The following is a 14,302-nucleotide window of genomic DNA, read 5'->3' as shown; positions in this document are numbered from 1 at the left end:
ACAGACATCTTAAGATAAGAACAAATCATCAGGCTAATAATTACGAGAAAATGAATCATGTGTAGGATATAAAAAATGTTGAGAAAACTATTATCAATCCTTTTACGTATTGTTGTTTTTTTCCTCATTACTATAGGAAGCATGCATTTTATTGCCTTAATGAGTACTAGAGATTTGATGTCAGGAGAGAAAGCTTTCAAAAATGAGTTTTATATAGTGCTAACTAATGCATCGAATAAAGATTGGGAACTTTATAATATTTATAACAATGATATTAATATCTCTAATTTCATTTTAGAACCAACTAAAAATAATCAAGAAACCCAAATTGAAGAACAAAGTTATAGTTATAAAATTTTATCTAGAACAGATAATAAGTTACGAATAGAAACAGAATTTAAAACAGAAGATTACACATTACGATCAACATATTCTGTTAGAGATAATAATATTATTTTAGCAAAATCTTACTTGCTTTCTGTTGATTATATATTTGTATCTATGTTTATTAGCTTATGCATTCTAGCTATTGGAAACCCTTTGTATTCGATATTGATACAACGAAAAAAGATAGATTTATAACTTCTATACACAATTTAATTGCTAAATAATCAACCATAATACTTTAAATAATAGAACTCGCCTCAGCCATTTTGTGGGCATCAAAAAATGTTATGATTGATCCTTGAAATTTTAACTCATTTGGACAATACATGACGACTATAATTTTGGATGCCCAACATGTTGGAAAAGCTGTAGAAACAACAGAAAAATTAACAATCTTGCAGGATATTTCATTTCAATTAAACGAAGGCGATAGCCTTGCCATTATTGGTAGTTCTGGTTCAGGTAAATCCACATTATTGGGATTATTGGCAGGATTAGATGTGCCAACCGAAGGCGAGATTTTATTGGCAGGTAAGCCATTAAGCCAAATGAGTGAAGATCAACGTGCATCATTAAGAGCCGAGCATGTTGGCTTTGTATTCCAATCATTCCAATTATTAGAATCCTTAACAGCTGTTGAAAACGTCATGTTGCCTTTGGAATTAGAAGGCAAAAAGAATGCAAGAGAACGCGCAATGGAACTGTTACAGCGCGTTGGCTTAGGCGAGCGAACACATCATTATCCTAAGCAATTGTCAGGCGGTGAACAGCAACGTGTAGCAATTGCGCGTGCCTTTGCATCGAATCCTACAATCTTATTTGCGGATGAGCCAACGGGCAACTTAGATACCAAAACAGGCGAATCCATCATTGAATTACTCTTCCAATTGAATGTAGAGGAAAAAACAACATTAGTTTTAGTGACGCACGAAGCACGATTGGCTGAGCGCTGCCAGCATCGTATTCAGATTGAAGCAGGGCGATTAGTATTGCAGGATTTCAATCATGAATAAGTTATCCACAATTCAATTAGCGGGATTAGCTTTTAAACAATTGATCAGAGAAATACGAGCAGGCGAACTTCGAATTTTGCTCGTGGCTCTGTTGATCACAGTGATGATCAGCACAGCAATAGGTTATTTCAGTACACGATTACATGCTTCCATGGAAGCGCGAGCTGGCGAGTTTTTAGCTGCGGATTTAGTGCTCAGAAGCAATGAAGATGCAACTGATGCACAGCTAAAATTAGCAAAAGATCTAGGTTTGAATCATGCCAAAACTGTGAATTTTTCCACAGTCATTTTAAATAGCGATGATCTGCAATTGGTTGCAGTGAAAGCAGCTGATAGCAACTATCCTTTGCGTGGGCAACTGAAAATTCAGGATGATTTAGAAACACCTGAATACGCAACCAACGAAGGGCCAAAGCAAGGCGAAGTTTGGGTGGAATCACGTTTATTGTATAGCTTGAATCTGAAAGTGGGTGATTCTGTGGATGTTGGCAAATTGCCATTAAAGATCACTAAAATCATTACATACGCGCCAGATCGCTCCGCAAATTTCTATAGTTTTAATCCCTTCGCATTGATGAATCGAGCGGATTTAGAAGCAACAGGCGCAGTGCAAAAAGGCAGCCGCGTGACTTATCGTAATTTATGGTCAGGCGAAATGGATGCAATTAAACAGTTGCAACCTGCATTAAAGAAAACGCTAGAACCGAATCAAAAGATATTAACGATCTCAGATGGCAGTAAAGAAGTAAGTGGTGCATTGAACCGTGCACAGAATTACTTAAATCTTGCGAGCTTGGTTGGGATTTTACTCGCAAGCGTTGCGATTGCATTATCTGCGAATCAGTTTGCTAATAATCGTTATGATGCGAGTGCGTTATTACGCTCTTTAGGCATGCAACAAAAGCAGGTGCTTTGGTTATATGGCTTTGAATTGCTATATGTGAGCGCGATCGGTGCAATCATTGGTGCATTATTAGGTTGGTTGGCGCAGTTGGGATTATTTGCACTGTTACAGGATTTAATCAGTGCTGAACTACCATCGGGCGGAATCATGCCAGCATTGGCAGGGATTGCAACAGGCTTTACAGTATTGATCGGTTTTGCATTGCCGCCATTGGCAGCGTTAGGTAGAACACCGCCATTGCGTGTATTACGTGAAGATCTATTACCAACGCCACTCAAAAACTTTGTGGTTTATGGCATTGCGATTGTGGCGCTATTTTTAATCATGTGGCAATTGAGTTTAAACATCAGCTTAACCTTAGCATTGCTCGGTGGCGCAATTGCAATGGTGGCTGTGCTCAGCTTTGTGCTCTATGTTTCTGTGAAATTTTTACGTAGAGCATTATCGCGTTCATCCTTTGTATGGCGCATGGCTTTGGGGCAAACTTTGCGTTACCCAGTAAAATCTATGGGGCAAATTGTAGCTTTTGGTATCATCTTAATGACGATGGCATTGGTGTTAATGTTGCGTGGTGAATTGTTGCAAACATGGCGAGATCAATTGCCACAGGATGCACCGAACTATTTCGCAATGAACATCACGGAAGATGAAAAGGATGTCTTTAAAAATAAAGTTGCAGCGTTATCGCCAAATATTTCACCATTCTATCCGATGGTTGCGGGGCGATTGACGGAAGTGAATGGCGTTTCTGTCCGTAAAATGAAGTTGGATAATGAGCGCGCAAAAAACTCTATTAATCGTGATTTGAATTTAACTTGGAGCGCAGATTTACCGAATGAAAATAAACTCATTGAAGGACAATGGTGGCAGGAAAATCATGCAGGCATTAGTGTTTCGATGGAGGATGATTTAGCCAAAGGCTTGAATGCTAAATTGGGTGATGATGTAACATTTGTAATCGCGGGCGAAAGTTATAAAGCTAAAATTACGAGCATTCGTACTGTGAATTGGGATACAGTCCAACCGAATTTCTTTGTGATCTTTAACCCTAATTCGATTCAAGATGCACCTGTGACTTATTTAACAAGCTTCTATTTGCCAGAAAATATGCAAAAAGAGCTGATCACATTGGCGCGAGAATTCCCAACGATTACATTATTGGATTTAATGGCGATCGTGAATCAATTGAATGAGATTTTGCAGCAAGTGACTTTAGCGGTGGAATATATTTTAGCGCTAGTTCTGATTGCAGGTTTAATTGTATTGATCGCAGGATTACAAGCAACATTGAGTGATCGATTGCGCCAAGGGGCGATTTTGCGAGTGTTGGGTGCACATCGAAAAATGCTATTCAAAAGCCAATTGATCGAATTTGCTTTAATGGGCGGTTTGGCAGGATTATTGGCTATGATCGGCAGTGAATTCATTAGTTTCTTGCTCTATCGCTCTGTATTGAATTTGGAATGGCAATGGCATCCTTGGTTGTTGTTATTGCCAATCATTGGTGCAATTTTGATCGCGATCATGGGAATATTGGGCACGAAAAAAGTTGTCTTAGTTAGCCCGCTATTGGTACTGCGTGGATAACTCAATATTACAAAGTAAAATCATGAACCCTCTACGTTGAGGGTTTATTTTTGTCTGTGTTACTCTATGACAATTGACCGCGGGAGGAATAATGTTAATTAAAATAATCCAAATGCTGAAGTGGCTATTTTTGCTATTCATCTTAATCTCTGTGATTACAACGATCATCACATTGGTTTTCAATGATTTCAAACCCAATGAAATGTATATGGGGAAAAAGCGCCCGCCGATTAATCGTGATGTGAAAACCCATTTAGATGAAGTGGTTGAGCCTTATTTATTAGAGCATCCCAATGGTACAGGTTTATATTTATTGGATGATAATCTCGAAGCTTATGCCGATCGGATTTTGCTAGCACGCAGTGCAGAGCGAACCTTGGATTTACAATATTATATTTGGCACGATGATTTAACAGACAATATGCTTGGGCGAGAATTATTGGCAGCAGCGGATCGTGGTGTGTTCATTCGCATTTTATTAGATGATATGAATACGGTGGAAAAAGACATTGTATTGTCAGGCTTAGCGCAACATCCTTATGTAGAAATCCGTCTATTTAACCCTATTTATAGTCGCCGCAATTTTGTGACAAGAACTGTGGAAATGTTATTCCGTGGCTTGAGTTTGAATCGCAGAATGCACAATAAATCCATGGTTGCAGATAGCCAGATGGCGATCATTGGTGGGCGAAACATTGGCAATGAATATTTTGATGCTGATCCCAATACGAATTTCTTAGATGTGGATTTACTCTTAGTGGGCAAAGCTGTGAAAGAAGCTGAAGATATTTTTGAATCCTTTTGGGATAGCCAAGCTTCGATTCCCGCAAAACAAGTGAAGTTCGGGCATAAAGATGCTTTAACCACATTGCGAGAAACGCCATTATCAATGAATGAAACAGAACATCAATTGCTGAGTGATTATAAAAAATCACTGCTGACACATTTAACGATTGACGATGTGATGAATAAAAAGGGGCGTTTTGTATGGAGCGATAATGTGCATGTATTATCTGATCCACCTGAAAAAGTCTTTGGTGAGAAAGAGCACAAGTGGCTCATCACGGATATTTTGCCAAAAACATGGGAAATGGCACAGCAATCTCTATATCTGATTTCCCCTTATTTTGTCCCAGGTGAAGAAGGCACAAAGGGATTATCTCAATTGAGTGAAGCAGGGAAGGATGTGGTGATTCTCACAAATTCATTGGCAGCCAATGATGTGCCAATGGTTCATGCAGGTTATGCACCTTATCGTGAAGCTTTATTAAAAAGTGGTGTGAAATTATATGAACTCATGCCATTCAACGTGAATTATAAATTATCGAAAGATTGGAAAATTGGTGCAAGTGGCGCAAGTTTACATACTAAAGCTTTCATCATTGATGAATCAAAAGGCTTCATTGGTTCGTTCAATTTAGATCCCCGTTCAGCGCGCTTAAATACAGAAATGGGTGTATTTTTTGAAAGCCCTGAAATTACTGAAGAACTGATGAAAAGTTATCAAAGCGTGATCACGAAAGATGTGAGCTATGAAGTAATTTTGCGTGATCAAAAAATGATCTGGCTAGATGATAGTAATGGTGAATCTAAGGAGTGGGATAAGGATCCTGAAACAGGCTGGATTAAGCGTGCAATCGTTAAAATCGTCTCTTGGTTACCTGTAGAATCGCAATTATAGTAGTTAAATAGTAGTGCATTAGTGCTAATTTAACTATTTGATAAATAATAAAAATACTCCATTTTTCATCGGGGTGTTTTTTTTTGTTTTATTTGTGATAGCATGAACGGTTCGAGAGAAAGTATTTTTACAGAGGAGGGGAACATGAGACATATCAAGAAGATTGGATATTTGTCTCTTTTGGGGATGTTGCCGTTCGTCAGTTATGCTGATGAAGGGGAAAAGATTTACCTAAAAGGTGGTGAAAAGCCACAAGCACTCGCATGTGTAACATGTCATGGTGCAGAAGGTCATGGTTTAGCAGCAGCGGGTTATCCTGATATTACAGGTATGTCACCTGAATATTTAGCTAAACAATTGCACGATTTCCAAGATGGTTTGAGATCTCATCCAATTATGGATGGCATTGCAGGTAATTTGAATGATGATGAAATTGAAGCAGTGACATTTTATATGTCTGAATTGCAACCTAAAGAAGTACCACATATCACAAGAGCAGCGACACCAACAGATGTTGGCAGTCAGTTAGCTTTACGTGGTGATTGGAGCCGTAATATTCCAGAATGTGTGGCTTGTCATGGTCCTGGTGGTATTGGTGTTGGTGAGTCTTTCCCGAAATTAGCGGGTCAAAGCTCTATGTACATCATCAACCAAATCACAGCATGGAAAACTGGTACACGTAAAAATGACCACGCTGATTTAATGGGGCACATTGCAAAATCTTTAACAGATGAAGAAGCAAAAGCAGTGGCTGCGTATTTTGAATCTATTGGCCAGCAGGGAGAATAATCATGAAAAAGATTTTAGTGACATCTCTTGTGGCTGCTCTTTACACTTCTGTAGCAGTTGCTGAGAATCCAATTAAAATGGATGATCAATCACAATTATCTGATCTTGCAGAAAAAACGACTGAAGTATCAGAATATCATCAACCACCGTTGGAAAAAGATCTACCAGACAATGCTTATGGTGAAATGGTGCGTAAAGGCCATGCGATTTTCGTTGATACGAAAAACCAAGCACCAGAATATGTTGGTAATGGTATGAACTGTGTGAACTGTCACATGGATCAAGGTCGTTTAGCGAATGCTGCACCATTGTGGGGTGCATATCCAATGTATCCTGCTTACCGTAGCAAGAATAACAAAGTGAATACTTATGCTGAACGTATTCAAGGTTGTTTCCAATTCAGTATGGATGGTACACCGCCACCAGCGGACAGTGAAACAATGACAGCATTAGTGACATATTCTTATTGGTTAGCAACAAATGCACCAACAGGTGTTTCTTTACCAGGTCGTGCTTATCCTTCCGTGAAACAACCTGAAGGTGGTTACAGTATCGAACGTGGTGCAAAAGTTTATGCTGAAAACTGTTCATATTGCCATGGTCAAGATGGTTTAGGTCAGAAAGTTGCAGAAAACTATGTATTCCCACCATTATGGGGTAAAGACTCATTCAACTGGGGCGCAGGTATGCACCGTATCAATACAGCAGCTGACTTTATCAAGGCAAACATGCCTTTGGGTAAAGGTGGCTCTTTGACTGATCAAGAAGCTTGGGATGTTGCGGCATTCATGAATAGCCATGAACGCCCACAAGATCCTCGTTTAGTGGATGGTTCAGTAGAGAAAACTTATGAAAAATACCATGCAAACGATGGTGTTAACCTTTACGGTAAAGAAGTTAACGGTAAAATTTTAGGCCAAGGCGTAAAATAACCCTTAATTTATACGGTTGAGTTTTAGGAATTCCCAAATATTATTTGGGAATTTTTTATTGGGCAATATAAATATGTGAGTCACATCAATAAGCTTGATAGTTTTACTCAGACAAAATTAGGATATGCTACATTTCTTATGATTTGATAATAATAAAAGAGAGTAATTATGAGCACAGATAAGCAAAAATATAATGTATGTGGCGTTCTAGTGAATGTTAATACAGAAAACTTTCAATCATTGTTGGCAGATCTTATTGCGATAGAAGGTTGTGACGTCATGGATCATGATCATCAAAATAAAATTGCTTTAGTCATCGAAGATCAAGTGGATAAAAGTGCGTATGACATTATGGAGGAAATTAAAAACCATCAGCATGTTTTAGCCATTACTTTAATTAATCATTTTTTTGAATAGACGCTGTATCTGTTTGGATATAACGTATTGATAATTAATAATATTTTATTATTTTCTTGGTTGATGTAAGTCAAAGTAAATTTCTCCAATAGATGTATTTTATATATATCTATAAATAATGAATCATAAGTATTCATCTGGAGAAAATCATGACTTTATCCCGTCGTCATTTCATGAAGCTAGCAGCCGCAGCAGGTGCTGTTGGTGCTTTAAACGGAGTTTATTCGCCAGCTGTCGCACAGCAAACAGGCGGTGATGGTATTCGATGGGATAAAGGTACTTGTCGATTCTGTGGCACTGGTTGCGGAGTATTGATCGGCACAAAAAATAATCGGGTTGTTGCGACTCAAGGCGATCCAGATGCACCAGTTAATAAAGGGTTAAACTGTATTAAAGGATATTTCTTATCCAAAATTATGTACGGTAAAGATCGTTTAACCAATCCATTGTTAAGAATGACTAATGGTGAATATGACAAAAATGGTGATTTCACAGAGATCACTTGGGATCAAGCTTATGAGTTAATGGCTCAAAAATATAAAGAAGCTTATCAAGATAAGCTTACAGGTCCAGATAAAGTTGCCATGTTTGGCTCAGGGCAGTGGACAATCTTTGAAGGCTATACAGCATCTAAATTCCATAAAGCAGGCTTAAGAAGTAATAACTTAGATCCTAATGCTCGCCATTGCATGGCGTCAGCGGTTGTTGGTTTCATGCGTACATTTGGTATGGATGAGCCAATGGGCTGCTATAACGATATTGAAAATGCAGATGCGTTTGTATTATGGGGTTCAAATATGGCAGAAATGCACCCCATTTTATGGTCACGTATTACGAATCAACGCTTAACGCATCCTAATTGCGAAGTGCATGTATTATCTACTTATACGCATCGCTCTTTTGAGTTGGCAGATAATGGCATGGTATTTACACCGCAAACTGATTTGGCGATTTTGAATTATATTGCTAATTACATCATTCAGAATAAAGCTTACGATCAAGCTTTTATTAATCAACACACTAATTTCAAAAAAGGTGTAGCAGATATAGGTTATGGCTTGCGCCCTGAGCATCCTTTGCAACAACAAGCTAAAAATCCTGATTCAGGTGATGCAACACCGATCAGCTTTGATGAGTTTGCTGAATTTGTTTCGGAATATACATTAGATAAAGCACATGAATTATCGAATGTGCCGAAACATAAATTAGAAAGAATGGCACAAATGTATGCAGATCCTGATAAGAAAGTTGTGTCATTTTGGACGATGGGTTTCAATCAGCATACACGCGGTACATGGGCAAATAACCTCATTTATAATATTCACTTATTGACAGGTAAAATCTCTAAACCAGGTTGTGGACCATTTTCATTAACGGGTCAACCTTCGGCTTGTGGTACAGCAAGGGAAGTGGGAACATTTGCTCATCGATTACCTGCTGATATGGTGGTGAATAATCCTGAACATCGTCAAACTGCTGAAAAAATTTGGAAGTTGCCAGAAGGAACGGTGAATCCTAAAGTGGGCTTACACGCGGTGGCGCAAAGTCGTGCATTGAAAGATGGTAAGCTCAAAGTGTATTGGTCCATGTGTAACAATAACATGCAAGCTGGCCCAAATTTAAATGAAGAAACCTATCCAGGATGGCGTAATCCTGAGGCATTTGTGATCGTTTCTGATCCTTATCCAACTGTTTCTGCATTATCTGCTGATTTGATTTTGCCAACAGCCATGTGGGTAGAAAAAGAAGGGGCTTATGGTAACGCAGAACGTAGAACACAGTTTTGGCGCCAACAAGTAAAGCCTTTAGGTGATGCAAGATCTGATATGCGCCAATTGGTTGAATTATCTCAGCGCTTAAAAGTTGAGGATTTTTGGCCGGAAGATTTGATTGCGAAGCAGCCTGAAGTTCGTGGTAAAACTTTATACGATGTTTTATATCGCAATGGTAATGTGGACCAATTCCCATTATCAGAGCGACAAGCAGGTTTTGATAATACAGAAGCGGAAACATTTGGCTTCTATATTCAAAAGGGATTATTTGAAGAGTATGCGACGTTTGGCCGTGGTCATGGGCATGATCTTGCGCCGTTTGAAATGTATCATAAAGCGCGTGGTTTACGTTGGCCTGTTGTAGAAGGCAAGGAAACTTTATGGCGTTATCGTGAGGGTTATGACCCTTATGTAAAAGCGGGTGAAGAAGTGAGTTTTTACGGTCATAAAGATGGTCGTGCTGTTATTTTCGCATTACCATATGAACCACCTGCGGAGAGTCCTGATCAAGAATATCCATTCTGGTTCTGTACAGGCAGAGTATTAGAGCATTGGCATACAGGAAGTATGACACGTAGAGTCCCTGAATTACATAAAGCTGTTCCGAATGCCCAACTATTCATCAGTGCTAATGATGCGAAAAAATTAGGACTACGTCGTGGTGATAAAGCAAAAGTAAGTTCTCGCCGAGGCTCTGTGATTACAATTGTTGAAACTAAAGGACGTAATACACCACCAGATGGTTTGGTATTTATGCCATTCTTTGATGAAGCTAGATTGGTGAATAAGATCACATTGGATGCGACATGTCCTCTATCTAAAGAGACCGACTATAAAAAATGTGCAGTTAAGATTGAACGAGCTTGATTAGCATGAAAAATCGTAGGCAGTTTTTGGCAACAATGACTAAGGTAGGAGGGGCAGTCTGTTTGGGTACTCTACCTTTGGCTATGTTGGCAAAACAGAGTAAAGCAAGTAATCAGAATGTGTTAAGACCGCCAGGTGCAATCAATGAACAAGATTTTCTGAGTGCTTGCACTCGTTGTGGATTATGTGTGCGAGCTTGTCCTTACGATACATTGAAACTATCTGAATTAAGTCAGCCGACATTTGGCACGCCATACTATGTGCCAAGAGAGATTCCATGTGAAATGTGTGAGGATTTACCTTGTATCGCAGCATGCCCAACTAATGCATTGGATCAAACAATCACAGAAGCTGAAGACATAAGAATGGGTACAGCAGTTTTAGTGGATGAAGAAAACTGCTTGGCATTTTTGGGTTTACGCTGCGAAGTTTGCTATCGAGTTTGTCCTGTGATTGATCAAGCGATCACATTAGAGTTACAAGAAAATACTCGAACAGGTGCACATGCAAACTTTATTCCCGTGGTACATGCTGAATATTGTACTGGTTGTGGATTGTGTGAAAAGAAATGCGTTTTAGAACATGCCTCTGCGATTAAAGTATTGCCCACAGATGTTGCACGTTCAAAACTGCCAGATCATTATCGAAAAGGTTGGGAAGAGCAAGAAAAAAATGATGGTAAACCTTTGGTTGAAGAGAATCTCACTTTGCCATTCCATGATATTAAAAATTTGAAAGGATTTGAGCCATGAATCAGGTGAATCCTAAGAAATATAACAGCACATTGTACTTCGAAGAAGCAGTTGAAAAGAAAGGCTGGTGGCAATCTCATCGATTTTTAATCTTAAGAAGATTGTGTCAGATTACGATTATTTTACTGTTCGCCTTGCCAATTAGTGGTGTGAATAGCGTATTAGTTTCTAATCAAGAAGAAGCATCACCAGATTTAACCGCCATTTTTTTAGATAACTTAAAAAATGAAGATGATGTACGTAATGATCAGTTATGGATCATGAAAGGAACATTGGCCAATAGTGAAATACTCTCTACGGTTCCAATGGGAGATCCCTTTGTATTTGTACAATCATTAGTTGCAGGCAATTTGTATACATTGTCAGGCATATTAGGTGTTGGATTAGTGGTTTTACTTTATATGATTGTGGGCGGAAGAACATATTGTTCTTTTGTTTGCCCCATCAATATTGTCACAGATGCAGCAGCTTGGGTCAGACGACAGCTCAAAATAACCAATCAATTATCACTATCTAAACGTGCGCGCTTTTATATTTTGGGCATTGCGATACTTGTTTCTATGATCTTTCAAGTGATTGCGTGGGAACTGATTAACCCGATTACAGGCATTTTCCGAGAGTTGGTTTTTGGTGGTTTTACCATTACGAATATTGCAGTATCACTGACATTGGTAATTTTCATTGCAGATATTATTGGCGCTGCAAATTTATGGTGTGGGCATTTGTGTCCAGTCGGCGCTTTTTATAGCTTATTGGGTAAGAAAACAGTTTTATACATCAGTGCACCTAAAATCTCAGCATGTGATGATTGTATGGATTGTTATAAAGTTTGTCCTGAATCTCATGTATTGAAGCCCCTGATCCAAAATAAAAAAATATATATTGAAGAATCCATCATACCAAGCGTTGGATTCAGCGATTGTACACGGTGCGGTAGATGTATAGATGTCTGCCCTGAAAGAGTGTTTAGTTATGATATTTCCACTCAACATTCTCCGATCAAACAAAGTAAACCAAAAGCAAAAGTGAGCTGATTATGAAAATAAAATTCTTGATGTCTATTGTATTAATAGGGGCGCTATTCGGATTGGGGCAATCTGAAGTGTTGCAAGGATTACGTGGCGATGTTCCTGTGGATGAGGAAAATATCGAAGTAGAGCCTTATCAAATGCAAGAGGGCATTACATTGTATAAAAACTATCGCCAACAGCCGCCTTTGATTCCACATAAGATTGAAAAATATCAAATCAATTTAAAAGCTAATCAATGCTTACGTTGTCATTCATGGCCATACAATAGCGATTTTAAAACAGTCGCAGCACCAGAGAGCCATTTTATTGATGCTCAATCTGGCACAAGAACAGATCATATTGCAGCAGGTCGTTGGTTCTGTACACAATGCCATGTGCCACAGTCGAATGCTCCTGAATTAATTGATAATACATTTTCACCTTCGGGCCAATAGCAATAGGAGGTTGATATGAAATTCATCAAAAGAGTATGGCAATGGTTTTGGTCACCATCTAAAAGATGGGCGCTAGGTGCTTTGTTATTAGCAGGTTTCATCATCGGTGTGATTACAGTTTTTGCATCCCATAAAACATTAGAATGGACAAACAGTGAAGGATTCTGCACCAGCTGTCACACAATGCAGTTTAACCAAGCTGAATATACAGGCACGGTGCATGATGTTAGTAAAACAGGCGTGCGAGCTACATGTTCACAATGCCATGTGCCAGAGCAAGGGCTGGATTTGATGATTCGTAAAGCACAAGCTGCGAACGATGTTTATCAGCATTTCATCGGTAAAACAATTGATACTAGAGAAAAACTAGAAGAGCGTCGTGGATTGCTTGCAATGCGAGAATGGACAAGAATGAAGAAGAGCGATTCCGCAGGTTGCCGTAGCTGCCATACAGAAATGAATATGGATTTATCGAATCAAAACTTGCGAGCAAGAACAGGTCATACATTAGCTAAAAATGAGAATAAAACATGCATTGATTGCCATAAAGGTATTGCTCATGAACTGCCTGCTAATTGGATGGAACTAGAAAAACAGTTGAATTTAAATTTTGCAAAATAATCCATAAGTTAGCTGTTTTAATTAAAGAAAATCCCCAAATATTATTTGGGGATTTTTTTATTTGTGGTGATAAAGTTACAGTTTTTTGATGTAAACAGGGTGTTTTTAGTTAACTAAAATATCCTAAATATGACATAGCTCATAAAAATAGCTATATACAGTTATATATATGTAATTTTATATTTACATGTAAAGATTTGTTAAATAAAATACGCTTCATAAAGTTAAATTTTTTATACTGAGATGAACTTAATATGAAAGCACAAAAAGATAAAACAGCCATCTTTAGAACAAAGTTCTCAAAACAAGATCACGAGTGCTTGCAATCATATTTTAATTTAGCAGAAACAGTTGCAGACTTGATTGGTCCTCATTGTGAAGTGGTAATTCACTCCTTTGAAAATATTGATCAATCCGTTGTTAAAATCATTAATGGTCATCATACAGGTCGAACATTGAATTCTCCAGTTACAGATTTGGGACTGAAAATGTTACGCCTTTATGAGCAAACAGGGAAATGTGTTTCTAAGAGTTACTTTACAAATGCTAAAAGTGNATCCGTTGTTAAAATCATTAATGGTCATCATACAGGTCGAACATTGAATTCTCCAGTTACAGATTTGGGACTGAAAATGTTACGCCTTTATGAGCAAACAGGGAAATGTGTTTCTAAGAGTTACTTTACAAATGCTAAAAGTGGCGGGCTGATGAAATCCACAACGTGCATTTTAAAGAATGCTTCAGATAAAGCGATTGGCATGTTTTGTATCAACATTAATTTATCCGTGCCATTTCCTGAATTGATCCAAACTTTGATGCCAATGGAAGATCTCACTGCAATTGCGACAAATCAGGCAGAGAATTTTGGTACCAATGCAAAAGAAGTGATTGAAAAAGCCATTGACCATGCAGCGCAAGAAGTGGATGCGATGCAAGTTGGTTTAAAAAATAGAAATAAAAATATTATTAGAGTGCTCCATGAGAACGGAATTTTTGAATTGAAAGAAGCAACCATCATTGTTGCAGAAGCATTAAAAATCACGCGCCATGCGGTTTATAAGAATATTCGACAATTCCAAAAATGAAGCAACACTTTTGAAAAAAGATCCTTTATA

The 14,302-nt window shown here is 38.3% G+C and carries 13 protein-coding genes; all 13 read left to right on the top strand.

The features are described from left to right. Positions 1-75: 75 nt before the first annotated feature. Positions 76-582, top strand: a complete 507-nt coding sequence (locus BZK16_RS11380; protein ID WP_077929017.1) for a hypothetical protein — start codon at positions 76-78, stop codon at positions 580-582. Between the two features lie 131 nt (positions 583-713). After that, the gene (locus tag BZK16_RS11375; protein ID WP_077929016.1) at positions 714-1,400 is read left to right on the top strand and encodes an ABC transporter ATP-binding protein; all 687 of its coding nucleotides are present in this window, start codon (positions 714-716) and stop codon (positions 1,398-1,400) included. Then, positions 1,393-3,891 (top strand): ABC transporter permease, encoded by a 2,499-nt coding sequence (locus BZK16_RS11370; protein WP_077929015.1) that lies wholly within the window; start codon positions 1,393-1,395, stop codon positions 3,889-3,891. The genes BZK16_RS11375 and BZK16_RS11370 overlap by 8 nt, the downstream gene beginning before the upstream one ends. Positions 3,892-3,982: 91 nt before the next feature. Next, positions 3,983-5,572 carry a phospholipase D family protein gene (locus tag BZK16_RS11365; RefSeq protein WP_077929014.1) on the top strand — a complete coding sequence of 530 codons (1,590 nt, stop codon included), beginning with the start codon at positions 3,983-3,985 and terminating at the stop codon, positions 5,570-5,572. A 144-nt stretch (positions 5,573-5,716) separates the two neighbouring features. Continuing rightward, entirely contained in the window at positions 5,717-6,361 is a 645-nt protein-coding gene (locus BZK16_RS11360; RefSeq protein WP_077929013.1) for a c-type cytochrome, read from the top strand. A gap of 2 nt (positions 6,362-6,363) precedes the next feature. Beyond that, entirely contained in the window at positions 6,364-7,293 is a 930-nt protein-coding gene (locus BZK16_RS11355) for a c-type cytochrome (RefSeq protein ID WP_077929012.1), read from the top strand. Between the two features lie 168 nt (positions 7,294-7,461). Beyond that, positions 7,462-7,710 carry a chaperone NapD gene (locus BZK16_RS11350; protein WP_077929011.1) on the top strand — a complete coding sequence of 83 codons (249 nt, stop codon included), beginning with the start codon at positions 7,462-7,464 and terminating at the stop codon, positions 7,708-7,710. 149 nt (positions 7,711-7,859) lie between these two features. Further along, a complete protein-coding gene (gene napA / locus BZK16_RS11345; protein WP_077929010.1) occupies positions 7,860-10,349 on the top strand; it encodes a nitrate reductase catalytic subunit NapA in 2,490 nt (829 codons plus the stop codon). A gap of 5 nt (positions 10,350-10,354) precedes the next feature. Beyond that, complete coding sequence (napG, locus tag BZK16_RS11340) at positions 10,355-11,101, top strand: ferredoxin-type protein NapG (protein WP_077929009.1); 747 nt, start codon at positions 10,355-10,357, stop codon at positions 11,099-11,101. Then, positions 11,098-12,135 (top strand): quinol dehydrogenase ferredoxin subunit NapH, encoded by a 1,038-nt coding sequence (gene napH / locus BZK16_RS11335; protein ID WP_077929008.1) that lies wholly within the window; start codon positions 11,098-11,100, stop codon positions 12,133-12,135. The genes napG and napH overlap by 4 nt, the downstream gene beginning before the upstream one ends. Positions 12,136-12,137: 2 nt before the next feature. Next, complete coding sequence (locus BZK16_RS11330; protein WP_077929007.1) at positions 12,138-12,566, top strand: nitrate reductase cytochrome c-type subunit; 429 nt, start codon at positions 12,138-12,140, stop codon at positions 12,564-12,566. A gap of 15 nt (positions 12,567-12,581) precedes the next feature. Then, entirely contained in the window at positions 12,582-13,187 is a 606-nt protein-coding gene (locus tag BZK16_RS11325) for a NapC/NirT family cytochrome c (RefSeq protein ID WP_077929006.1), read from the top strand. 254 nt (positions 13,188-13,441) lie between these two features. Continuing rightward, positions 13,442-14,272: a helix-turn-helix transcriptional regulator gene (locus BZK16_RS11320; protein WP_077929005.1), complete on the top strand. Its 831-nt coding sequence runs from the start codon at positions 13,442-13,444 to the stop codon at positions 14,270-14,272. Positions 14,273-14,302: the final 30 nt, after the last annotated feature.

It is taken from the genome of Wohlfahrtiimonas populi, assembly GCF_002006795.1.
GTDB classification, from domain to species: domain Bacteria; phylum Pseudomonadota; class Gammaproteobacteria; order Cardiobacteriales; family Wohlfahrtiimonadaceae; genus Wohlfahrtiimonas; species Wohlfahrtiimonas populi.
Note: the sequence above shows the minus strand (reverse complement) of the source record. Positions and strands in the feature narration are given on the sequence as shown.